Raw genomic sequence first — 24,643 nt, forward strand, 5'->3', positions numbered from 1 at the left:
TATGAAAAAGGAAACGAAACCTAAAGTAGTCGTAATCGGTGGCGGAACAGGTCTTCCAGTCATTTTAAAAGGCCTTAAAAAGAAAGATATTCATTTAACGGCGATTGTGACGGTAGCGGATGATGGTGGGAGTTCTGGTAAAATCCGTGAGCAAATGGACGTACTTCCGCCGGGGGATATTCGTAATGTGATGCTGGCTTTATCCAATGTCGATCCACGGGTTGTCGATTTATTCCAATATCGTTTTGCGGTAGATGGTGATTTATCGGGGCACGTTATTGGGAATTTAATTTTAACGGCTTTATCGCAACTGAATGATAGTTATGTCGACGCGATTAATGTTCTTGCGACGGTACTTAAAATCCGTGGCAAAGTTATTCCAGCAACGGATCAACCGCTTATTTTAAATGCCGAAATGGAAGACGGTTCAATCGTGCACGGTGAGTCGCTTATCCCGTTACAAGGGAAGCATATTAATCGTGTTTATATCGAACCAGAAAATGTAAAACCATATCCGACAGCGGTCGAAGCAGTGAAAGAAGCTGATTTGATTGTTATCGGCCCAGGAAGTTTATACACGAGTATTTTACCAAATCTATTACTTACGGAATTAGCCGATGAAATTACAGCGAGTAAGGCTCCGAAAGTTTATATTACCAATATTTTAACGCAAATTGGCGAAACCGACTTTTTCTCAGATGCGGATCACATTAAAGTTATCCATGAGCATGTGGGCAAATCTTTTATAGATAAAACGTTAATTAATACGACAACAGTTCCAAAAGAGCTGCTATTTCCCGAGGATGTTGCGCAAGTAGAGCATAACGCCAAAGGAATGGAAGAGCTTGGTGTGGAAGCAATTTATCAAGATTTTCTTTCTACAGAGGATGGCCTTGTACGCCATGCTGCTGAAAAGGTGGCGGATGCGCTTTTAGCGATGTTACCTGACCAAAATAACGAAAAGGAGTGAGTAAGCCATGTCATTTGCATCGGAAACCAAGAAAGAATTAACCCATATGGACGTAAGTGATAGCGATGCAAAAGTGGAACTCGCAGCTTTTATTCGAATGAATGGCGCAATCTCGTTTTCAAATCAATTAGTGATAATGGATGTTCAAACCGAGAATGCGGCTATAGCTAGACGAATGTATCAATTACTGAAAGACTTATATGAAGTCCCAATTGAACTCCTTGTACGTCGTAAAATGAAGCTGAAAAAAAATAATGTATATATTGTTCGTTTGAAAGCTGGCACACGGGGGATTTTGGAAGATTTACGGATTCTTGAGCCTCCGATGACGTTTACTAAATCGATTGATAGGGGATTTGTTAAGAAGAGAAGCGCCAAACGTGCTTATTTGCGCGGAGCCTTTTTGGCAAGTGGGTCAGTTAATAATCCGGAAACTTCTTCGTATCATTTAGAAATTTTTTCTGTTTATGAGGAGCACAACGAGGCGATTTGCGCTTTAATGAACCAATTTGACCTCAACGCACGAACGCTTGAACGGAAAAATGGTTTTATTACTTATTTGAAAGAAGCGGAAAAAATTACGGAATTCTTGAGTATTATTGGAGCGACTAGCGCACTTCTTCATTTTGAGGATGTTCGGATTATGCGAGATATGCGGAATTCGGTGAATAGGTTAGTCAACTGCGAAACGGCGAATCTCAACAAAACGATTAATGCGGCAGTTAGGCAAATCGATAATATTAAGTATATCCAATCAACTGTCGGACTGGAAGCTTTACCAGAACGCCTGCGCGAGATTGCGGCGCTTCGGATAGCCAATGAAGACGTTACGTTAAAAGAGCTAGGCGAAATGCTGACAACTGGCCAAGTAAGTAAATCAGGTATTAATCATCGTCTCCGGAAACTAGATCAGATTGCAGAGCGCCTTAGAAGCGGAGAAACACCAGCGCAAGTAGGACTGAAAATCAGTAATAGTTAATTAAAAAGAAAAGGATGCGAATTAGAATGTCAAAATTATTTTCAGAATATAAATTAAAAGATGTAACACTAAAAAACAGAATTGTTATGTCACCGATGTGTATGTATTCAGTAGAAAATAAAGACGGGATCGCAACAGACTTTCATTTTGCACACTATGTTTCTAGAGCAGCTGGCGGTACAGGACTTGTTATTTTAGAAGCTACGGCTGTTCAAGAGGTAGGTCGTATTTCCGAGTTTGATTTAGGATTATGGAATGATGAACAAGTTCCAGCTTTAAAAAAATTAGTCGATGGTTTGCATTACCACGGTGCAAAAGCGGGAATTCAATTAGCGCATGCTGGACGAAAAGCTGTTTTACCTGGTGAAATAGTGGCTCCTTCTGCGATTGCTTTTGATGAAAAATCTGCGAAACCAGTAGAGCTTACGAAAGAAGCGATTAAAGAAGTTGTGGCTGATTTTAAACGTGCGGCGTATCGAGCAAAAGAAGCTGGTTTTGATGTCATTGAAATTCACGCTGCGCATGGCTATCTAATCCATCAATTTTTATCACCAATTACGAATCGTCGTGAAGATAATTACGGTGGCCCTGCTGGTAATCGTTATAAAGTTCTAAGCGATATTATCAAAGCGGTCAAAGAAGTATGGGACGGCCCGATTATCGTTCGTGTTTCTGCAACGGATTATGCGCATGGTGGTTTGCAATTAGAAGACCACATTCCTTTTGCCAAATGGATGAAAGCGGATGGTGTGGAGCTGATTGATGTTAGTACAGGTGGCTTAGTGAATGTAGCACCACCAGTTTTCCCGGGCTATCAAGTGCCTTTTGCGGATGAAATTCGTCGCGGGGCTGGTATTGCGACCGGTGCGCTTGGACTCATTACGCGAGGCGAGCAAGCCGAGGAGATTTTGTGCAACGAACGAGCAGATTTAATTATTGTTGGTCGTGAATTATTACGAAATCCTTATTTTGCTAAAGATGCAGCTAAACAATTGGGTGAGGCGATTGAAGGGCCAAAACAATATTCTCGAGCGTGGAAATAATTTAAAAGCTTGAAACCCTTTCTGAGGGTTTCAAGCTTTTTTGAACTTTTTTGAACAAAAATCTACAAATGTTGTATATTTTTTAGCCTGTTTATGTTACCATAAATAATAGTTTTCAAGTTAGTTTAAACATACACAAACAAATTAACTGAAAATTGGAATTAAAAAAGGAGGAATCTTTATGACGAAAGTTAATTCTTTTTTCAGAAAAAAGAGTTTTCATAACCCAGCGACAGACAAACATCATTTAAATAAGACGTTAGGAGCATTTGATTTAACGATGCTTGGAGTCGGGGCGGTTGTTGGGGGAGGGATATTTATTCTTCCAGGGCAGGTAGCTTCTGTCATTGCAGGACCAGGAATTATTATTTCATTTATTATTGCGGGAATTGCTTGCTGTTTGGCGGCGCTTTGTTATTCGGAATTTGCTTCTAAATTACCAGTTGCTGGTAGTGCATATACGTATAGCTATCATGTTTTTGGCGAAGGAGTAGCATGGATTTTAGGTTGGTCACTCATTTTGGAATATGGCTTGGCTGTAGCGGCCATCGCGAGTGGTTGGTCTTCTTATATGAAGAGTTTATTAGCGGGATTTGACTTGCATATTCCAAAGGTTATTTCGTCTGCTTATGATCCAAGTGCGGGAACGTATTTTGATTTACTAGCATTTGTCGTTGTTATGGTAATTGGGATTTTACTTAGCTTTGGAATTCGCGAATCGACGCGCGTTAATAATATCATGGTTTTAGTTAAAATTGCGGTTGTTGTGCTATTTATTTTGGTAGGTGCTTTTTATGTTAAACCGGATAATTGGACGCCATTCTTACCGTTTGGTGTGCAAGGAGTCATTACGGGTGCTTCGACGGTATTCTTTGCGTATATTGGCTTTGATGCTGTTTCAAGCGCGGCAGAAGAAGTGAAGAATCCACAAAAAAATATGCCAATCGGGATTATCGCTTCACTGGCAGTTTGTACATTACTTTATATTTTACTTTCGGCCGTTCTTACGGGTGTGGTACCTTATACAGATTTAGTTGGAGTTAGCGCACCAGTTGCATTTGCACTTCAAGCAATTAATCAAAACTGGATTGCCGGATTACTTTCTGTTGGGGCGATTGTTGGGATGACAACGGTTGTTCTAGTAATGTCTTACGGCGGTACGCGTTTGTTATTCGCAATGGGACGTGACGGGTTATTACCGCAATCATTTTCTAAAATTAGTAAAAATGATACACCAGTTAGAAATACGATGATTTTTGCGACTGTAATGGGGTTAATTGCTTCTACTGTACCAATGGAAGATTTAGCGCAGTTAATTAATATCGGTACATTGTTTGCCTTTGCAATGGTTTCTATCGGGATTTTCTTTTTACGAAGAAATCCAGACTTGAACCAAAAAGGATTTAAAACACCATTTTATCCTGTAGTACCTGCACTTTCCTTTTTACTTTGTGTTTATTTAATGCTTAATTTATCGAAAACGACTTGGATTGCTTTTGGTATTTGGTTCGTGCTAGGCATTTTAGTTTATGTATTTTACGGAAGAAGACATTCAGCGCTTCGTATAAAATAAAGTAATAAAAAAAGAGGTTTTGCGAAATGCAAAACCTCTTTTTTATTGATTAACCTTTTAAGCCAGATTTGTTAACAATGATATCATCAATTAAGCCATAATCTTTTGCTTCTTGTGCAGTCATGAAGTTATCACGATCTGTATCACGAGCAATTACTTCATAAGGTTGGCCAGTTTTCTCAGCCATAATTGTATTCATACGTTCTTTGATTTTTAAAATGTGACGAGCTGCAATTTCGATTTCTGTTGCTTGACCTTGAGCGCCGCCAAGTGGTTGGTGAATCATGATTTCAGCGTTTGGAAGGGCAAAACGTTTACCACTTGCTCCAGCTGTTAATAGGAATGATCCCATCGAAGCAGCCATACCCATACCAATTGTTTGTACGTCCGCTTTCACGAAATTCATTGTATCGTAAATGGCCATACCAGCTGAAATACTTCCGCCTGGAGAATTGATATATAAGAAAATATCTTTTTCAGGATCTTGCGCGTCTAGAAATAATAATTGAGAAACGATGGAGTTTGCCACGTTATCATCAATTGCTGAGCCTAACATAATAATTCTGTCTTTTAATAAACGGGAATAAATGTCATATGCACGTTCACCGCGGCTAGTTTGTTCGATTACTGTTGGAATTAAGTTCATATCAAGATTCCTCCTGTTAAATGTATATTTTAAATTAGCTTTGTTTATATCATACACGAATGGTCAAACTAGGTCAAACGATAAAGTCTCAGGCAAACTATTTCAATAAAATTTAACAAAAAGGTATAATTAACTATACTGAAAGGAAGGTGCATCATGAAGAAATTTTCAAAAATTGGAATGTTTTTTGCTGTGTTTACGTTAGCTGTAGTTCTTTTCCAAACAACTGCTTCAGCTCATGGATACATATCAAAGCCGGCAAGTCGTGTTTATTTAGCAAACAGAGGGATCAATGTAGGGGTTGGAGCAGCGCAATTTGAACCGCAAAGTGTAGAAGCTCCAAAAGGTTTCCCAGTAAGTGGGCCTGCTGATGGAAGAATCGCAGGCGGAGGAAAATATTCACTTTTAGACGCTCAAACTGCAAATCGTTGGGCAAAAGTTGATATTGAGTCTGGTCCCCTAACAGTTGAATGGACATTGACAGCGCCACATAGAACAAGTGGCTGGCAATATTTTATTACAAAAAAAGGTTGGGACCCGAATGCGCCACTGACTAGAGCATCATTAGAACCATTAGCAACAATTGCAGCTGATGGAAGTACTCCAGGAACTCTAGCGACACAAGAAATTAATATTCCAAATGACCGTTCAGGATACTATGTAATCCTTGGCGTTTGGACAATCGCTGATACAGGTAATGCGTTTTACCAAGTTATTGACGCAAACATCATCAATTCTGATGTAGCGCCAATTGCTGACGACGAAGCGCCAACAGCTCCAACTAATTTAGCTGGAACTACTACTCCGAAAAAAGTAAGTCTAACATGGACTGCTGCAACGGATAATATTGGAATTAAAGGTTATGAAATTTTACGTGACGGACAAGTAATTGGAGAAAGCCAAGTTGCTTCATATGAAGATACAACTGTAAATTCAAGTACTGCCTACACTTATACCGTTCGCGCAAAAGATTTTGGTGGAAATAAATCAACATTAAGTAATAGCATTAATGTGACTACAAAAGAAGCTCCAGCAGTGGATAAAGAAGCGCCGACTGCACCAAAAAGCTTAATGTCACATGCACAAACAGATACAACAGTTGCCCTTTGTTGGCAAGCATCCACAGATAATGTGGAAGTGAAAAATTATGAACTTTATCGCAATAACACAAAAATCGCAACATTAACAAAAACAATGTTTGAAGATACAAAACTAGCAAGTAATACAAACTATAAATACAAAGTTTATGCAGTGGACACATCAGGAAACCGTTCATTAGTAAGTAACGAAATCACTGTTAAAACGAAACCGCTAGATCCAATGAACACATGGAAAGCGGATCAAATTTACCTCGCTGGCGACCAAATTTATTATAAAGGCGTACCATATACAGCGAAGTGGTGGACAAAAGGCAACACACCAGACACAAGTGATGCTTGGAAAAATGAAAGCACAGAAATCCAAGCCTGGAATTCTCTAAAAGCCTATAACGGCGGAGACAAAGTCATTTATAACGGCAAAACATACCAAGCAAAATGGTGGGTTAAAGGCGCAAGACCAGATAGCTCTTCCATTTGGACATTAGTAAAATAACAACCGAGCCAGCAAATCTACGGATGCGCTGGCTTTTTCAAATAAAATAAAACTTGTAAAACCCTAGGAATTTCGCTATAATTATTATTCGTACGGTAAGCATTACTGGCCTACATATAGCCCTCGTGGTGCAACGGATAGCACGTAAGATTCCGGTTCTTAAAATGGGGGTTCGATTCCCTCCGAGGGCATACTAAAAAACATCTCACATATGGCAAAAGCCATTTTGTAAGATGTTTTTTCTTTTTATTTAAAAATCGTATTTTTTACTTTCCAATCTTCTAACTTAATGAAAACCCAGAAACCATAAATTCCGATAGTAATAATAGTTAGTAATAACCATTTAATCCAGTGACCAAAAAGTCCAACTGCAGAACCTTGGAATTTCAAACGTCTTCCTTCAATAACAGTATGATTGATTTTCCAGCCATAAACCATACACAAAGCCCATGGATAACAAATTCCAGCAGTACAAATCGTTACCAAAGTCCCAAGTATCGTCCAACCGATATATTGCAGTAAACCTCCATCAAAAAATGATGTTCTCCCGTTTCGTGTTTCGATGTTACCTAGTTCTCCCACTTTTCCTACCAACTTCCCTTTAATATTTATATAATCGTAAAAACGTTTATACCAGTGTAGTAAGCACTAATATTGATATTAGCATGAATGAGTGGAGAAGAGAATACTGGATTTGACTTTTTTGTGAATTATGAGGGGGAAGTGTTTCTTGGTAAATGGTTTAAGCGTTTTGTTTTGAGGTGTAGTTTGATAAACTGTTATTGTGAGCATGTGCACAAGTTTTGAATGAAAAACAACGAAGATTACAAAAAGGAGATTAAAAAATGTGTCAGAAATTGCAAACGTTTTTAAAAGAAAATAAAGCAAATTTGTTATTAAAATATGATTCTGTTAGAAAAAACAATAAATATACATTTATGTTATTTGATACTGAAAAAAACGAGCGGATTTTTGGCGGAGATACAAATTCAATAATTGAAACAGAGCAAAGTTTTATAAATAGTGCAGAAATAAAAATAAATTTTGTTGATGTTAATGAATTGTTTTTCAAAATCAAAAATGCAGTAAAGTTAAATACTACTGATGTTGTAATGTTATCTATTAATTATTCTGACGGTAGTTTAAAATACAGTGTATATATAGATAATGAGAAGGATAGTAGTCATAATGTTTTTCTTTCGTATAAAGAATTAAAAGACTTTGTGAGGAGCGAAATATGAAAATTCAAACTTACGAAAATAAACTGGTTAAAGATGAGCTAGAAATAGACTACTATGTACCAATCACAATAACTTTTCCCGAAAATGCAGATAAATATAGACTAGGAGAACTCTATTACTTTTTATTTATCAATGAACATGACTCACTTGTTGAAGTTAAAATCAATGCTATCACACAAAAGATTGCGGAATTGGTTGTCGTATCCATTAATGATATAGAAGATAGTAATTTGGTTATTGAAAAATATGCAGAAAAAAACCCATTAATTCAAACGACTATTTTCGATGCTTATCCAATTATAACTAAAAAATCTAAGTTTAAAGTGTATAGAGCGCATAAAAAAATATATTTTAAATTTGATGGAGAGAAAATATTTACTGTTATGAAAATGTCTAATCGTGTTGCTTTATTTCTAAACGAAGATAATAAGATTGTAGGAATGGAATTTTCTGGTTTTACAGAGGGTGAGTGGAAAGAACTTGATGAAAGCATGAGATGTAAATCAGGCTTAAAAAGCAACTAAAAACGATAAGCGATTAAAAAGCACTCCAACCTTGCCGATATTTTTATCCCATAAACAAAACTTTCCCTACTTCAACCCACCGTTTTCTGGTAAAATATTAATCATTAAGGGAGGCGCTTATTTTGGCTGCAAGTTTGAAAGAGCGATTAGAAAAAGAAGTAAGAACATACAGTGAAGATAATAATTTGACCGTGCAAACGATTGATTTTTTATATGCAGGGCCTCATATGCGAGGAAGGCACTCGCTTATTCTCGCGTTTACGGAAGCGGGGATTTTTACGTTTGTATTTAAATTAAGTGATGCGGAAATGCACTTTTTGGACGGGAAGACGGTTCAGCAAATTGCGCTTGAGAAAAAGACTTTGGTTTATCGTTTATATATTCGTGCAGTGACAGAGGAAGGTGAGCTGGAGGAAGGGAAATATCTTGTTAGTAAGCGGGTTCTTGGGCGTAAATGGCATAAGGAAACATTAGAAAAGCTCATTAATAAAAACCTTCCATTACTAACTGCAACAAAATAAGAAAGGTGGGGTGATGATGGAAAAGAAGCGGACTCGGGCAGAAGAATTAGGGATAACAAGAAGAAAAATACTGGATACAGCACGTGATTTATTTATGGAAAAAGGTTACCGGGCAGTTTCTACAAGAGAAATAGCTAAACTTGCCAAAATTACCCAACCGGCACTATATCACCATTTTGAAGATAAAGAATCACTTTATATTGAAGTGGTTCGTGAATTGACGCAAAATATTCAGGTGGAAATGCATCCAATTATGCAGGCGGAAAAAGGGAAAGAGGAACAATTGCACGATATGTTAATCATGTTAATTGAGGAGCATCCCACCAATATTTTATTAATGATCCATGATATCCTCAATGAAATGAAGCCGGAAAATCAGTTTTTACTCTATAAATTATGGCAGCAAACGTATCTAGAGCCATTTCAAGCCTTTTTCGAACGATTAGAAAATGCTGGCGAACTACGGACAGGTGTTAGCGCTGAAACGGCCGCGCGGTACTGTTTGTCGACTATTAGCCCACTTTTTTCTGGGAAAGGTAGCTTTGCGCAAAAGCAAACGACTACGGAACAAATCGATGAATTAATCAATTTAATGATGTTTGGTATATGCAAAAAAGAGGTATAATTTAGCGTGCTTCTTTTTTTGTAGTTTCACTTATCGAATGATAAACGAAAAAATGAGCAAACTAAAGGGGGATTTCTAATGAAAGATGGATTTTTAAGTAAAATAGCCGGTGGAGTTGGCGGCAAGAAAGGTCGATTTATCACGTTAGGTCTGTGGATTATCGCTATTATTATTTTGCAGTTTTTCTTTCCAAAAGCGGCCGATTACAAAGATGATGCGGCGAAAGATTTGCCTAACTCAGAGCCGTCTGTTGTTGCGCAAAAATTAATTGATGACAAATTTGCGGGAACGGATGGGGTACCAGCGCTTATCACTTGGTATCGTTCGACTGGTTTGACGACAGCAGATTTAATGAATATTCAAAAGTACAGCAAAGAACTAACCGAAAATCCAGTAGATTACCAAAAAATGGCGGTTCCATACGATAAAATGCCTCCAGTTGCACTAAAACAACAAGTTTCAAAAGACGGAACTACTTTTATTCAAACGATTATTATGAAAGATAGTGCAACATCGGATCAACTAGCAGAAAGTTTCAAACAACTTGAATCAGCTGCTAAAACAACGATTGGCGAAAATCCATTTGCGCAGAAAGTTTCAGCAGATGACACGCTTGTTGCTCGGACAACTGGCCCGGCTGGCATTAGCGTGGATGCGAGTGGACTATTTAAAGATGCGGATGTTTCGCTATTAATTGGGACTGTTTTACTTGTCTTAGTCTTTTTATTAGTGATTTATCGTTCGCCAATTTTAGCGTTAATTCCTTTGATTGCCGTTGGTTTTGCGTATTTAGTCATTACGCCAATTCTTGGTTTGCTTGCGAAAGAAGGGATTATCACTTACGGATCACAGGGACTCTCGATAATGACCGTACTGCTATTTGGTGCCGGAACAGATTATTGTTTATTCTTGATATCCAGATTCCGCAGCCATCTGCACACCGAGAAAAACAGGTTCCAAGCATTTAAAGAAGCGTTCAGCGGGACAGCAGGTGCGATTGCACTTAGTGGTTTGACCGTAATGGCGGCACTTCTGTTACTATTAGCCGCAGAATATGGTTCATTCCATAATTTCGCCGTACCATTTAGCCTAGCAATTTTCATTATGATGATTTCTTCGCTTACACTTGTACCAGCACTTCTAGGTATATTTGGACGCGTTTCATTCTGGCCATTTGTCCCAAGAACAGTAGAAATGGAAGAAAATCGCGCGAAGAAAAAAGGCAAAACACCAAAACACCACAAAGAAAACCGTTTTTGGCATAAAATTGGTGAAATGTCCGCGAAACATCCAATTCGCATTTTGATTATCACTTTAATTATTCTAATTGGCTGTGGGATTTTTACGACCCAAGTTAAATACACATATGATACACTTTCGACGTTCCCAGAAGATATGCCATCTAGGGAAGGATTTACACTCATTAGCGACCATTTCGGTGCTGGTATGCTTGCGCCAATGGAAGTAGTTGTAAACTCGAAAGAATCGATGAAGAGCACGCTTGAAAATGTGGACGGAGTTGCTTCAGTTACTGGACCTGAACGAAGCAAGGGCTATCAAAAATATACGCTCATTTTAAAAGATAATCCTTATAGTAATGAAGCGATGGATGTCGTACCAAAAGTGCGCGCCGCTGCTGACAAAGGAAATGACGTATACATCGCTGGTCAAACAGCAACACAATATGATGATCGCGCGGTAACTGAGCATGATGAAAAAGTGATTATTCCACTTGTTATTGCTTTGATTGCAATTTTACTCCTATGTTACTTGCGCTCAATTACAGCAATGCTTTACCTCGTGGCAACGGTTCTGTTATCGTTCGTTGGAGCGCTAGGACTTGGTTGGGTCATTATCCATTACGCAATGGGTGTGGAGGCAATTTCTGGCTTAATTCCGCTCTATGCCTTTGTCTTTATCGTCGCACTCGGGGAAGATTACAATATCTTTATGATTTCTAGCATCTGGAAAAACAGCAAGAAAATGCCACTTAGAAAAGCAATTACAGAAGGCGTAGGCCAAACTGGTGGGGTTATCACTTCCGCAGGCTTGATTTTAGCAGGAACTTTTGGCGTTTTAACTACACTGCCAATTCAACTTCTCGTACAATTTGGCTTAATTACAGCAATTGGCGTGTTGCTTGATACATTTATCGTCCGCCCATTCCTAGTCCCATCGATTACCGTTCTTCTTGGAAAATGGTCATTCTGGCCAGGGAAACAACATAAAATGACAAAATAAATCTGTTCATGAAAAACTCCTTGTCTATTCCTCTGAAAAGTATATAATAGATGTATCTAAAAGGAGGAACGACAGAAAATGAGAGTAATTGATACCCACTGTGATGCGCTTTACAAGTTGCAGGCTGGAAAAGGAAAATACACTTTCCAAGATGCGGAAGAACTTGATGTGAACTTTGAACGGCTTATAGAAGCTAAAATGTTAATGCAAGGGTTTGCCATCTTTCTTGATGAAGATATTCCTGTTGAACATAAATGGAAAAAAGCGGTTGAGCAAGTTAATATTTTTAAACAACACGTACTGCATAAAGGTGGAATTATCCAACATGTAAAAAAATGGTGTGATTTAGAAAATCTACCTGAAGACAAAATTGGCGCGATGCTTACACTAGAAGGCGTTGAACCAATTGGACGTGATTTAGATAAATTAACGCAATTACTTGATGGTGGCGTATTATCTGTCGGACTAACGTGGAACAACGCCAATTTGGCAGCAGATGGTATTATGGAAGAACGTGGCGCAGGACTCACGCGTTTTGGGAAAGACATTGTCCATCTTTTAAATGAAAGAAAAGTATTTACGGATGTTTCTCATTTGAGCGTAAAAGCTTTTTGGGAAACGTTGGAGCAAGCGGAATTTGTGATTGCCAGTCATTCGAGTGCGAAAGCGATTTGCTCGCATCCTAGAAACTTAGATGACGACCAGATTAGAGCGATGATTGAGCACGATGCGATGATTCACGTTATTTTCCATCCGCTTTTCACGACAAATACCGGAGTAGCTGATATGGAAGATGTCATTCGCCATATCGATCATATTTGTGAGCTTGGCGGTTTGAAAAACATTGGTTTCGGATCAGATTTTGATGGTATTCCTGACCATGTTAAAGGCCTTGAACACGCTGGCAAATACCAAAGCTTCCTCCAAACATTAGAAAAACATTATACAAAAGAAGAGGTTGAAGGATTTGCATCGCGCAACTTCTTAAACCATTTACCAAAATAACAAAAAGTCCAAGTGCTGAAACAAGTACTTGGATTTTTTTCAAAGAGAATCTGCTGTAATTTGAAAAATGGCATGTTATAATGAAGACAAGAAATGGAATTTTGTTTGGTATGTGTATATCAGACAGATTTTTAATGGAGGTTTTAATGTGCGTTTAGAATCTAATTTCGTCCAAAAGCAACAACAAAAGCAGTCACAGAAATTAAATATGACGCAACAATTGTCCCAGTCTATTGCAATGCTTCAATTTGCGACAGCTGATTTAGTGGCATTTTTAGAAGATAAAGCACTCGAGAACCCATTAATTGAAGTAATTCCAGGCTCGGATTTTGCAACAGATTTTTCCTATAGTAGTCGTAAAAGCTCGGGAAGTTCTGATGATACAGATTGGCTAGAACAAATCGCCGATAATAAGCTGACATTAGCCGATGCGCTAAAAGAACAGCTGCATTTAATGGACGTGACACAAACACAAAAAATTATCGTTTTATATTTAATAGAAAGCTTAAATGACAATGGTTATTTACAAATAGATTTAAAAGATGTCAGCGCGGCGCTTTTAATGGATGATTCCAGCGTTTTAGAAGGACTGGAAATTCTGCAAAGCATGGAGCCAGCCGGCGTCGGAGCCAGAGATGCGCGCGAATGTATTTTACTGCAAATCGAGCGCTCACCGGATGCTCCTTACATTGCTTATGATGTGATTCAAAAATTCTTCACAGAGTTCGCCGAGAAAAAATGGAAGATAATTGCTGCAGAAATGGATGTTAGTTTGCAAGATATCCAAGAAGTTTCCGATTATATTCAAACGCTAAACCCTAAACCAGGCTCTGAGTTTGAGTCCGAACGCGTTCAGTATGTGGTACCAGACCTGATCTTACTTCAACATGAAAATGAATTTGCTGTTTCACTAGCGAAGCAATTTTTGCCGCAAGTCCGTTTCCAAGAAGCATACTACGAAACGATGCGAGCAACGGAAGAAAAAGACGTCGCTCAATTTCTACGTGAAAAAGCTGGTGAATTTGATTGGATTAAAAAAGGCATCGAACAACGCGAAAATACGTTGCAAAGAGTTGGCGAGGCAATCGTTAGCCACCAAAAAGCCTATTTCCTAGATAATTCAGCGCATTTACAACCGTTAACTTTGAAAGAAGTAGCGGAAGAACTTGGTGTGCATGAGTCTACGGTAAGCCGGGCTGTAAATGGAAAATATATGGAAACGACAACAGGTGTATACGAACTAAAACGCTTTTTTGCATCGGGGCTACAGAAGAAATCTTCCGAGAATGAAAATGCAGGCGATATATCGAGCACAACCATCAAAAAGCTAGTGCAAGAATTTGTAGCAGCTGAAGATAAATTAAAACCACTTTCCGATCAAAAAATAGTAGATATGCTCGCGGAAAAAGAAATCCAAGTTTCAAGAAGAGCTATCGCGAAATATCGCTTAGAATTAAATATTCCTTCTTCGTCCAAAAGAAAAAGATTTTAAAAGACGTTTTTTGCCTCACGTGCGGTGTGTGGGACAAAAAACGTCTTTTTAAAATAAAAAAATTACTAAGAGCATGTTTCGTTTTCAAGAGACGTGGAAAACAACTAATATAGCCTATTTCGAAGTTTGCAGTTTAAAAATTAATTGTAAATTTCAGGTGAATATTTCATAAATGTCCCACTTAACACTTGAAGATTTGTGCCAAGACTGTTAGAATAGGGAACGTAGGGTAGTTAAAGAACATTAAAAAAAGATTCACCAGCGTAAGCAGAAAGAGAAGGGGTAAAAATCACATTGAGAGACACTTTGTTAACAAGCTGAAGTAGCTAGTTTAATAGTCTTGAAAGTTATGAAAACCTCTATCTCTACTTTTTTTAGTTCTAACGGGACGTCAGATGACTAAGTGGGTCATTAAGCGTCCAAAGATGAGGAGCAATTAAAAATGTCAGACTTAATTAACATTCAGAAAAAGTTATTGCCCGACGTTTTACTGATTATGCAAAAACGCTACCAAATCCTACGCTCGATTTATTTTTCTGAGCCAGTTGGGAGACGAACACTTGCCGGAATGTTAGGCATGAGTGAACGAGTCCTGCGCGGCGAAGTAGAATTTTTGAAAGCACAAGGTTTAGTAGAAATTGCTTCTTCCGGAATGACCGTTACAAAAGAAGGTTTAGTCGTTTTCCGCGATTTGGAAAATGTCATGAATCAGCTTTCAGGGTTACATTCAATGGAAGAACAATTAGCGAAGAAATTGCAAATCAAAAAATGCTTGGTAGTGCAAGGTGATAGCGATGATACTCCATGGGTCCGCGAAGAAATGGGTCGTGTGGCTGTTGAACAATTAGACATGGCACTCACCGAAAAAAGAAACATCGTCGCAGTTATGGGCGGCTCTACAATGGCAACTGTTGCCGAAATGATGACAACTGATTTCGCAAAAGGCAGAGAACTACTTTTCGTTCCCGGTCGTGGAGGTATTGGTGAAGACCTTGACAATCAAGCGAATACAATTTGTGACAAGATGGCAACAAAGACAAACACGAAACACCGCGTTCTCTATGTTCCAGAGCAATTAGGCGAAGAAGCCTATCGTTCGTTACTGAAAGAACCGGCAATTCAAGAAGGCTTACGATTAGTACAATCCGCAAATGCTATTATTTTAGGCATAGGTGATGCGCTCGCAATGGCGAAACGCAGACATACCGGCGAAGATGTACTTGAAAAAATCATCCATCGTAAAGCTGTTGGTGAAGCATTTGGCTATTATTTTGATGAACAGGGCGAGGTTGTACATAAGGTTCCTACATTCGGTCTTCAATTCGAAGACTTAGCGCAAATCCCGCACATTATCGCTGTTGCAGGCGGTACATCGAAAGCCAAAGCAATCAAATCGTATATGAAAAGCGCTCCAAAAAATACGATTTTAATCACGGATGAAGGAGCAGCAAAATCGCTTTTAAAAGGGAGTAATACCCTTTTGAAATAAAAAAAACACTATTTTCAAGGAGGAAATTGACTTATGACAGTTAAAGTTGGTATTAATGGTTTTGGACGTATCGGACGTCTAGCATTCCGTCGTATTCAAAATGTGGAAGGAATTGAAGTTGTTGCAATCAATGACTTAACAGACGCTAAAATGTTAGCTCACCTGTTAAAATATGATACAACTCAAGGCCGTTTTGACGGTGAAGTAGAAGTACATGATGGTTTCTTCAAAGTAAACGGTAAAGAAGTTAAAGTTTTAGCTAACCGTAACCCAGAAGAACTTCCATGGGGTGACCTAGGAGTAGACATCGTTCTAGAATGTACTGGTTTCTTCACAGCGCAAGACAAAGCTGAATTACACATTAAAGCTGGCGCTAAAAAAGTTGTTATCTCCGCTCCAGCAACTGGCGACATGAAAACAATCGTTTACAATGTAAACCATGAAACATTAGACGGAACTGAAACAGTTATCTCTGGCGCAAGCTGTACTACTAACTGTTTAGCTCCTATGGCTAAAGTTTTAGAAGACAAATTTGGTGTTGTTGAAGGTCTAATGACTACAATTCACGCTTACACTGGTGACCAAAATACATTAGATGCTCCACATCCAAAAGGTGACTTCCGTCGTGCACGTGCTGCTGCCGAAAATATTATCCCTAATACAACTGGTGCTGCTAAAGCTATCGGTGAAGTATTACCAACACTTAAAGGTAAATTAGACGGAGCTGCTCAACGTGTTCCAGTTCCAACTGGTTCCCTTACTGAATTAGTAACAGTTCTTGACAAAAAAGTTACTGTTGACGAAGTAAATGCAGCTATGGAAGCAGCTTCTGATTCAGAAACATTTGGTTACACTAGTGATCAAGTTGTTTCTTCTGACATCAAAGGTATGACTTTCGGTTCATTATTTGACGAAACTCAAACAAAAGTTCTTACAGTTGGCGATCAACAATTAGTTAAAACTGTAGCTTGGTACGATAACGAAATGAGCTACACTGCTCAATTAGTACGTACTTTAGAATACTTTGCAAAAATCGCTAAATAATTAGCAGATTAATTTTACTGAAGTGCTAGTCACATCAGCAATAACAAGAATAAGCGGAGACACTATTGTTTCCGCTTATTTTCTGAAATAACGGGGGCGACCCCAATCCTTTAAAATTAATGGAGGAACTCTAAATGGCTAAAAAAGTTGTAACTGATTTAGATTTAAAAGACAAAAAAGTTTTAGTTCGTGTTGACTTTAACGTGCCAATGAAAGACGGTAAAATCACTAACGATAACCGTATTGTAGCTGCACTTCCAACAATTGAGTACATCTTAGAACAAAACGGTAAAGCAATTCTATTTTCTCACCTTGGAAAAGTAAAAACAGAAGAAGATAAAGAAGGAAAATCTCTTCGTCCAGTAGCCGCTCGTTTAAGCGAATTACTTGGAAAAGAAGTGAAATTCGTTCCTACTACTCGTGGTCCAGAACTTGAAGCAGCAATTGCTGAGTTAAAAGACGGCGAAGTACTTCTTTTTGAAAATACACGTTTTGAAGATATTGATGGTAAAAAAGAAAGCAAAAATGATCCAGAACTTGGAAAATACTGGGCTAGCCTTGGCGACGTTTTCGTAAATGACGCTTTCGGTACTGCTCACCGTGCGCACGCGTCTAACGTTGGAATCGCTTCTAACTTAGAATCAGCGGCCGGATTTTTGATGGAAAAAGAAATTAAATTCATCGGCGGTGTAGTTGATAATCCAGCACGTCCACTAGTAGCAATCCTAGGTGGCGCAAAAGTTTCTGACAAAATCGGTGTTATCGAAAACTTACTTACAAAAGCAGACAAAGTACTTGTCGGCGGCGGAATGACTTTCACTTTCATGGCAGCTCAAGGTCAAGAAATTGGTAAATCTCTTTTAGAAGCAGATAAAGTTGAACTTGCTAAAGGCTTACTTGAAAAAGCTGGCGATAAATTAGTATTACCAGTTGATGCAGTTGTATCTAAAGAATTCAGTAACGATGCTCCTTTCCACACAGTTGACGCAGATAAAATGCCTGCTGACGAAATGGGACTAGATATTGGTCAAGCTACAATTGACTTATTCACAAAAGAACTTCAAGGCGCTAAAACAGTTGTATGGAATGGTCCAATGGGCGTATTCGAACTTAGCAACTTTGCTAAAGGTACAATTGGCGTTTGTGAAGCTATTGCAAACTTAACTGATGCAACAACTATCATCGGTGGTGGCGATTCTGCAGCAGCAGCTATGGACTTAGGCTTTGCTGACAAATTCACACATATTTCTACTGGTGGCGGTGCATCTTTAGAGTATCTTGAAGGTAAAGAGCTTCCTGGTGTTGCTTCTATTAGCGACAAATAAGCTGAACCAAAAATAATTTTTAATATCGAGAGGATGTTTATCCAAATGCGTAAACCAATTATTGCTGGTAACTGGAAAATGAACAAAACTGCTGCAAAAGCAGGACAATTTGCAGAAGACGTAAAAAATAACGTGCCATCAAGCGATGCTGTTGAATCAGTAGTTGCTGCACCGGCTCTATTTTTACAAGAATTAGTTCGTCTTACTGAAGGAACTGATCTTCGTGTATCTGCACAAAACTGTTATTTTGAAGACGAAGGTGCTTTCACTGGCGAAATTAGCCCGTTTGCACTTGCTGACTTAGGTGTTTCTTATGTTATTATCGGACACTCTGAACGTCGTGAGTATTTCCACGAAACAGACGAAGATATTAACAAAAAAGCACATGCAATCTTCAAACACGGCATGACACCAATCATTTGCTGTGGTGAAACATTAGATCAACGTGAAGCTGGTCAAACAGATACTTGGGTACGTGGTCAAATCCGTGCAGCTCTTGCTGGATTAACGGAAGAACAAGTAATCAAATCTGTTATTGCTTATGAACCAATTTGGGCAATCGGTACTGGGAAATCTTCCACAAGCGCTGATGCAAACGAAACTTGTGCAGTTATTCGTGCAGAAGTTGCTGATGCTGTATCTCAAAAAGCAGCAGACGCAGTTCGTATTCAATACGGCGGTAGCGTAAAACCTGAAAACATTGCTGATTATCTTGCAGAGTCCGACATTGACGGCGCTCTTGTAGGTGGAGCAAGCTTAGAACCAGCATCGTTCTTAGCATTATTGGAGGCAGTAAAATAAAATGAGTAAATCACCTGTAGCAATTATTATCCTCGATGGTTTTGGTAAACGTGCAGAAACAGTAGGTAATGCTGTAGCTCAAGCAAACAAACCAAATTTTGACCGTTATTGGGCTAATTTTCCTCACGGGGAACTTAAAGCTGCTGGTCTTGATGTTGGACTTCCAGAAGGTCAAATGGGTAACTCTGAAGTTGGCCATACAAACATCGGAGCTGGACGTATTGTCTACCAAAGCTTAACTCGTATTGATAAAGCTATTGAAGAAGGCGAATTCCAAGAGAATAAAGCCCTAAACAATGCTTTCACTCATACAAAAGAAAACAACTCGGACCTACATCTTTTCGGTTTACTATCAGACGGCGGCGTGCATAGTCACATTAATCACCTCGTTGCACTGCTTGAAACTGCAAAAGACAAAGGCGTGAAAAACGTTTATATCCATGCATTCCTTGATGGACGCGACGTGGCTCCACAATCTTCACTAGAATATTTAGAAACACTGCAAAAAGCTATTAGTGATTTAAACTATGGCGCAATTGCTACTGTTTCTGGACGTTTCTACGCGATGGATCGTGATAAACGCTGGGAACGTGTTGAAAAAGCATACAAAGCAATCGTAAGCGCTGAAGGTGAAAAATTTGAAGATCCAATCGAACTTGTCAAAGCTTCTTATGCTAATGACAAAAATGATGAATTCGTTGTTCCTGCTATCATTACTAAAGATGGCAAACCTGTTGCAACAGTTAAAGACAACGATGCAGTTATTTTCTTCAATTTCCGTCCTGACCGTGCGATTCAACTTTCTAATGCATTCACTGATAAAGAATGGGATCATTTCGACCGTGGGGCAGATCACCCTAAAAACATCAAATTTGTGACAATGACTCTTTACAACCCAAGCGTTGATGCTGAAGTTGCTTTCGAGCCAATTGAAATGAAAAATGTTATCGGCGAAGTACTTTCTAATGAAGGCCTTGCGCAACTGCGTATTGCTGAAACAGAAAAATATCCACACGTAACATTCTTTATGAATGGTGGTCGAAATGAGGAATTCCCTGGTGAAAGCCGGATTCTAATCAATTCACCAAAAGTAGAAACATACGATTTGCAGCCTGAAATGAGCGCATATGAAGTAACAGACGCGCTTGTTGAAGACATTAAAAACGACAAACACGATGCAATTATCTTAAACTTCGCGAACCCAGACATGGTTGGACACTCAGGTATGCTTGAGCCAACTATTAAGGCAATCGAAGCAGTAGATGAAAACCTTGGTCGTGTAGTAGATCTTATTTTAGAAAAAGGTGGCTCAGCTATTATCTTTGCTGACCATGGTAACTCTGAAACAATGTCTACTCCAGAAGGAAAACCACACACTGCACACACTACCGTTCCAGTTCCAGTAATTGTAACGAAAAAAGGTGTTACGCTGCGTGAAGGTGGTCGTCTGGCTGACGTTGCGCCAACAATGCTTGATTTACTTGGCGTAAAAAAACCTGCCGAAATGACAGGTGAAAGTTTAATTCAAAAATAATTTTAGTTATTACTTTAGTTTTTTTGCAAACAGAGCTACAATAAATACGAATTTAAAAACGGATGGGTCTTTGAATTTGAAGTGAATATCATATTCATTTCGTTCAATTAATCCCAACAAAGGAGAGAATTATAAATGTCTATTATTACTGAAGTTTATGCTCGCGAAGTCTTAGATTCCCGCGGTAACCCAACTGTTGAGGTTGAAGTTTATACTGAAGCTGGTGCGTTCGGTCGCGCTTTAGTTCCAAGTGGTGCTTCAACTGGTGAATACGAAGCTGTAGAATTACGCGACGGCGACAAAGCTCGTTACCTTGGAAAAGGTGTTTTAAAAGCTGTTGAAAACGTAAACGACATTATTGCTGACAAAATTATCGGTTTTGACGTAACTGACCAAATCGGAATTGACAAAGCAATGATCGAACTTGATGGTACACCTAACAAAGGTAAATTAGGTGCTAACGCTATTCTTGGTGTTTCTTTAGCTGCTGCTCGTGCTGCTGCTGACGAACTAGGCGTACATTTATATGAATATCTTGGCGGAGTGAACGGTAAAGTTCTTCCAGTTCCAATGATGAACATCCTTAACGGCGGAGAACATGCTGATAACAATGTCGACGTTCAAGAATTTATGGTAATGCCTGTTGGAGCTCCAAACTTTAAAGAAGCTCTACGTATGGGTGCTGAAATCCTACACGCACTTAAAGCTGTTCTTAAAGGTAAAGGCTTAAACACTGGTGTTGGTGATGAAGGTGGATTCGCTCCAAACCTTAAATCCAATGAAGAAGCTCTTGAAACAATCATGCAAGCAATTAAAGATGCTGGTTACAAACCTGGCGAAGAAGTTAAACTTGCGATGGATGCTGCATCAAGTGAGTTCTATAACCGCGAAACTGGTAAATATGAACTTAAAGGTGAAGGCGTAACTCGTACTTCTGAAGAAATGGTAACTTGGTATGAAGAAATGATTACTAAATACCCAATCATCTCTATTGAAGATGGCCTAGACGAAAATGACTGGGACGGATTCAAACTACTTACAGAACGTATTGGTGACCGCGTTCAATTAGTAGGTGACGATCTATTTGTAACTAACACAACTAAACTTAAAGAAGGTATCGACAAAGGTATCGCTAACTCCATCCTAATCAAAGTTAACCAAATCGGTACTTTGACTGAAACATTGGATGCAATTGAAATGGCTAAACGCGCTGGCTACACTGCAGTTATTTCTCACCGTTCTGGTGAAACAGAAGATTCCACAATCGCTGACATTGCAGTAGCTACAAACGCTGGTCAAATCAAAACTGGTGCGCCTACTCGTACTGACCGTGTTGCAAAATACAACCAATTACTTCGCATCGAAGACAACTTGGCTGATCTTGCTGAATACCATGGTAACGACACTTTCTACAACTTAAAAAAATAAGTTGATTGAATAAAACGCTAAACTCCGCGAAAAGTAACATTTTCGTGGAGTTTTTTCTGTTTTAAAAATAATAAGAGGGGTAATGATTTGGAAGAGGAGGTAATGCTGATGAAAGTGAAAAATAGTCAGGCCTCAAAAGTGCTCGAAACTCCAAAAATCAAAGACGCTGTGGTGCATGAAAAAAACCACCCCTTAGCGGAAAAGCATTCTGTGCAAAAGAAAATTATTAATGCAGATATGCCGCAACAACAATTCCACCGAAGACTCATGAAATAAACCGTGCGCCTGATTCTAGCTTTCAAAGAATCAGGCGTATTTTCATTTAAATGGAAGCTTTTTTATAGGAATTCAAGTATAATCAGGTGTAAAATAAAGGTAGAAAATGTTTTCAGCAAGGAGTGATGCGTGATGATTGCAGAAATCAATGGAATTAACTTGTTTTATCAAATAATCGGTAAGGGCGAACCAATCTTGCTTATTCACGGAAATGGTCAAAATCATCGTTCTTTAAAGCGTATGATTGATGACCTCTCTACTAATCATCAAGTAATCGCCGTAGATAGCCGCGCACACGGAAAAAGTGAAGCTGGAAATAGGCCGCTTGATTTTGAAGTAATGGCGCTAGATATGCTTTCGTTACTCGATTATTTGAAAATTGATAAATATAAAGTTATCGGATATAGCGACGGTGGTATTGTTGCTCTCGTAATGGGTAAAATGCAGCCAAATCGTCAAATCGCATCCGTTGTTATTGGGACAAATTATCATGTAAATCAAATTCGATTTTTACCAGACTTGTTTTGCCGAGTTGCTTACGGGGCTGCATTTCTTTTAGCGCCATTTAGTCGTTTTTTTGAGCGGATGAAACGGCAGCTTGCTTTAACGATTTATCATCCGCATATGTCAGAAGCGGATTTACAAAAAATAAGCGCACCACTTTTAGCAGTCGTGGGGGAATATGATTTAATATCTTCCAAAGATACTAGGAAAATGGTGCATTCTGTCCAACACGGTGAAATGGTAATTGTAAGGAATGGACTTCATTATTTACCACGGCAAAAGCCAAAACAATTGTTACAATTAATTCATAGTTTCTTTTCTAATTTAAGCGCAGAAATTCACAAATAAAACCTCCTTAAATCCCTTTGATACCAACGTGTTTGTGGTTCGTGAAAAAAGTGTTTGACAAGTTCCTCGGATAGCGTTAATATTGGTCTATTGGTCAGAACTCAAAAGGTAGCATATTTAGTTCAGATGGGCTACAATAGAGTGGATTATAAAAGTGATGATATTAGGAGGATTGCGTAAAAATGAGTGCGGATCGTAGCTTTACGTTAAAAGCGGGAAATCGTGCTGTTTTGCTCTTGCATGGCTTTGCAGGGACTACAGAAGACGTAAGAGAACTTGGAGAAATTCTAGCAGAAAATGGATACACAGTGCATGCACCAAACTTCAGAGGCCACGGGGATGAACCCGCTATTTTCTTGAAAACAACACCGGAAATGTGGTACGAAGATGCGGTGGCTGGATATCGTCAACTTGAAAAAGACGGATATAATGAGATTGCAATTGTCGGTGTGGCAATGGGCGGAGTTTTTGCGCTTAAAATGGCAGAATCGTTTTCACCAAAAGCGATTGTTCCACTATGCGCCAACGTTAACCGCAAAATGCGCTATATCCCGATCGAAAACTATTTAACTAAACAATTAAAGAAACAAGGTATAGTAGAACAAGAAGCAGATCAAATGTTAAAAAACTATCTTCCTGAAATTGATGTAATGACGGAAGCTCGTGCTACTTTCTACAAAAACGTAGCGCGCGACATTGAAAAAATCCATGTACCAACCATGATTGGTCAAGGCTGCCAAGATGAAGAAATCGACGCAGACAACGCCAATTATATCTTTAAACATATTCATACAAATGACAAACAATTATGTTTCTATGCAGGGTCAGGTCATGATATCGTGAACGACTGTGAGAAAGACATTTTAGAAGAAGACTTAATTTACTTCTTAGACGATTTAGTTTGGCTTGAGGAAAAAGTCGTTTAATCCATTCATTCTATGGAAACAAACCTTTACGTATAATCACAAATATGGTAAAATTAACCTTAGTCAAATTGGGCGGTTTTAGGAGGAAAGAACAATGAGTACAGTTTTAACGGTCTTACTCATCATCGTATCAGTACTGTTAATTACAGTTATCATACTTCAACCAGGTAAAAGTGCTGGCCTATCCGGCGCCATCTCTGGTGGAGCTGAGCAATTATTCGGTAAGCAAAAAGCAAGAGGACTAGAACTTATTCTACATCGCACTACCATCGTTCTATCCGTTGTTTTCTTCGCAATACTAATTGCACTGGCATATTTTGTACAGTAACGAGATGTTAACCACCTGAATGAAAATTTAGGTGGTTTTTTATTGGAGTTCTCCAGAAGCGTAGTCCGCTTCTGGAGAACTCCAATACAAGGCGTAACGAAGTGGAGCGTTGTTTCCATAAAAAAAAGTGGACGAACAACACAAAAAGGGGAGAGCAAAGCATTCATATTAACCCAACCCCTAGAAC

General features: G+C 38.8%; 24 protein-coding genes and 1 tRNA gene. 23 read left to right on the forward strand and 2 right to left on the reverse strand.

Translation table 11 applies throughout. The features are described from left to right. The first annotated feature begins 1 nt into the window (after window position 1). From HCJ55_RS11980 to bcaP, 4 genes are all read left to right on the forward strand, one after another. Window positions 2-970 carry a YvcK family protein gene (locus tag HCJ55_RS11980; RefSeq protein WP_185503271.1) on the forward strand — a complete coding sequence of 323 codons (969 nt, stop codon included), beginning with the start codon at window positions 2-4 and terminating at the stop codon, window positions 968-970. 7 nt (window positions 971-977) lie between these two features. Further along, window positions 978-1,949: a DNA-binding protein WhiA gene (gene whiA, locus HCJ55_RS11985; RefSeq protein ID WP_008948716.1), complete on the forward strand. Its 972-nt coding sequence runs from the start codon at window positions 978-980 to the stop codon at window positions 1,947-1,949. 26 nt (window positions 1,950-1,975) lie between these two features. After that, a complete protein-coding gene (gene namA, locus HCJ55_RS11990; RefSeq protein WP_185518355.1) occupies window positions 1,976-2,992 on the forward strand; it encodes an NADPH dehydrogenase NamA in 1,017 nt (338 codons plus the stop codon). Window positions 2,993-3,173: 181 nt separating this feature from the next. After that, window positions 3,174-4,565 carry a branched-chain amino acid transporter BcaP gene (gene bcaP, locus HCJ55_RS11995; protein ID WP_185397099.1) on the forward strand — a complete coding sequence of 464 codons (1,392 nt, stop codon included), beginning with the start codon at window positions 3,174-3,176 and terminating at the stop codon, window positions 4,563-4,565. Between the two features lie 49 nt (window positions 4,566-4,614). Here the strand turns inward: bcaP and clpP are convergent, their stop codons facing one another. Further along, window positions 4,615-5,211: an ATP-dependent Clp endopeptidase proteolytic subunit ClpP gene (gene clpP / locus HCJ55_RS12000; protein WP_008948713.1), complete on the reverse strand. Its 597-nt coding sequence runs from the start codon at window positions 5,209-5,211 to the stop codon at window positions 4,615-4,617. A 156-nt stretch (window positions 5,212-5,367) separates the two neighbouring features. Between clpP and HCJ55_RS12005 the strand changes: the two genes are divergently transcribed. Continuing rightward, window positions 5,368-6,804: a lytic polysaccharide monooxygenase gene (locus tag HCJ55_RS12005; RefSeq protein ID WP_185518357.1), complete on the forward strand. Its 1,437-nt coding sequence runs from the start codon at window positions 5,368-5,370 to the stop codon at window positions 6,802-6,804. Window positions 6,805-6,923: 119 nt separating this feature from the next. Continuing rightward, window positions 6,924-6,995: transfer RNA gene (locus HCJ55_RS12010), tRNA-Arg, on the forward strand. A 55-nt stretch (window positions 6,996-7,050) separates the two neighbouring features. Here the strand turns inward: HCJ55_RS12010 and HCJ55_RS12015 are convergent. Further along, on the reverse strand, window positions 7,051-7,386 hold the full coding sequence (locus HCJ55_RS12015) for a YjgN family protein (RefSeq protein WP_185518359.1): 336 nt from the start codon (window positions 7,384-7,386) through the stop codon (window positions 7,051-7,053). 263 nt (window positions 7,387-7,649) lie between these two features. On the opposite strand from HCJ55_RS12015, the gene HCJ55_RS12020 reads away from it, so the two are divergent. From HCJ55_RS12020 to secG, 17 genes are all read left to right on the forward strand, one after another. Next, a complete protein-coding gene (locus tag HCJ55_RS12020) occupies window positions 7,650-8,045 on the forward strand; it encodes a hypothetical protein (protein WP_185518361.1) in 396 nt (131 codons plus the stop codon). Then, on the forward strand, window positions 8,042-8,569 hold the full coding sequence (locus tag HCJ55_RS12025) for a hypothetical protein (protein ID WP_185504639.1): 528 nt from the start codon (window positions 8,042-8,044) through the stop codon (window positions 8,567-8,569). Before HCJ55_RS12020 ends, HCJ55_RS12025 begins: the two co-directional genes overlap by 4 nt. Before the next feature lie 122 nt (window positions 8,570-8,691). Further along, entirely contained in the window at window positions 8,692-9,090 is a 399-nt protein-coding gene (locus HCJ55_RS12030; protein WP_008948708.1) for a hypothetical protein, read from the forward strand. 16 nt (window positions 9,091-9,106) lie between these two features. Next, window positions 9,107-9,715, forward strand: coding sequence for a TetR/AcrR family transcriptional regulator (locus HCJ55_RS12035; RefSeq protein ID WP_185504672.1), 609 nt, complete (start codon window positions 9,107-9,109; stop codon window positions 9,713-9,715). 78 nt (window positions 9,716-9,793) lie between these two features. Next, on the forward strand, window positions 9,794-11,956 hold the full coding sequence (locus HCJ55_RS12040) for an MMPL family transporter (RefSeq protein WP_185518364.1): 2,163 nt from the start codon (window positions 9,794-9,796) through the stop codon (window positions 11,954-11,956). Window positions 11,957-12,034: 78 nt separating this feature from the next. Further along, on the forward strand, window positions 12,035-12,961 hold the full coding sequence (locus tag HCJ55_RS12045; protein WP_185503282.1) for a dipeptidase: 927 nt from the start codon (window positions 12,035-12,037) through the stop codon (window positions 12,959-12,961). Between the two features lie 148 nt (window positions 12,962-13,109). Then, window positions 13,110-14,453 (forward strand): RNA polymerase factor sigma-54, encoded by a 1,344-nt coding sequence (gene rpoN, locus HCJ55_RS12050; protein WP_008948704.1) that lies wholly within the window; start codon window positions 13,110-13,112, stop codon window positions 14,451-14,453. 442 nt (window positions 14,454-14,895) lie between these two features. Continuing rightward, window positions 14,896-15,942, forward strand: coding sequence for a sugar-binding transcriptional regulator (locus HCJ55_RS12055; protein ID WP_008948703.1), 1,047 nt, complete (start codon window positions 14,896-14,898; stop codon window positions 15,940-15,942). A gap of 33 nt (window positions 15,943-15,975) precedes the next feature. After that, complete coding sequence (gene gap, locus HCJ55_RS12060; RefSeq protein WP_185356973.1) at window positions 15,976-16,986, forward strand: type I glyceraldehyde-3-phosphate dehydrogenase; 1,011 nt, start codon at window positions 15,976-15,978, stop codon at window positions 16,984-16,986. A gap of 134 nt (window positions 16,987-17,120) precedes the next feature. Beyond that, complete coding sequence (locus HCJ55_RS12065; protein WP_185481096.1) at window positions 17,121-18,311, forward strand: phosphoglycerate kinase; 1,191 nt, start codon at window positions 17,121-17,123, stop codon at window positions 18,309-18,311. Window positions 18,312-18,356: 45 nt separating this feature from the next. Then, window positions 18,357-19,112 (forward strand): triose-phosphate isomerase, encoded by a 756-nt coding sequence (gene tpiA / locus HCJ55_RS12070; RefSeq protein ID WP_009930392.1) that lies wholly within the window; start codon window positions 18,357-18,359, stop codon window positions 19,110-19,112. 1 nt (window position 19,113) lies between these two features. Then, a complete protein-coding gene (gpmI, locus tag HCJ55_RS12075; protein ID WP_008948699.1) occupies window positions 19,114-20,646 on the forward strand; it encodes a 2,3-bisphosphoglycerate-independent phosphoglycerate mutase in 1,533 nt (510 codons plus the stop codon). A gap of 135 nt (window positions 20,647-20,781) precedes the next feature. Then, window positions 20,782-22,074, forward strand: coding sequence for a phosphopyruvate hydratase (gene eno / locus HCJ55_RS12080; RefSeq protein WP_185503283.1), 1,293 nt, complete (start codon window positions 20,782-20,784; stop codon window positions 22,072-22,074). Window positions 22,075-22,176: 102 nt separating this feature from the next. Then, window positions 22,177-22,350 carry a hypothetical protein gene (locus HCJ55_RS12085; protein WP_185392420.1) on the forward strand — a complete coding sequence of 58 codons (174 nt, stop codon included), beginning with the start codon at window positions 22,177-22,179 and terminating at the stop codon, window positions 22,348-22,350. A gap of 132 nt (window positions 22,351-22,482) precedes the next feature. Beyond that, window positions 22,483-23,202, forward strand: coding sequence for an alpha/beta fold hydrolase (locus HCJ55_RS12090; RefSeq protein WP_008948696.1), 720 nt, complete (start codon window positions 22,483-22,485; stop codon window positions 23,200-23,202). Between the two features lie 182 nt (window positions 23,203-23,384). After that, on the forward strand, window positions 23,385-24,128 hold the full coding sequence (locus HCJ55_RS12095; RefSeq protein WP_003727925.1) for an alpha/beta hydrolase: 744 nt from the start codon (window positions 23,385-23,387) through the stop codon (window positions 24,126-24,128). A 94-nt stretch (window positions 24,129-24,222) separates the two neighbouring features. Then, window positions 24,223-24,456: a preprotein translocase subunit SecG gene (secG, locus tag HCJ55_RS12100; RefSeq protein ID WP_003727926.1), complete on the forward strand. Its 234-nt coding sequence runs from the start codon at window positions 24,223-24,225 to the stop codon at window positions 24,454-24,456. Window positions 24,457-24,643: the final 187 nt, after the last annotated feature.

This window comes from Listeria marthii (assembly GCF_014227425.1).
GTDB lineage: Bacteria > Bacillota > Bacilli > Lactobacillales > Listeriaceae > Listeria > Listeria marthii.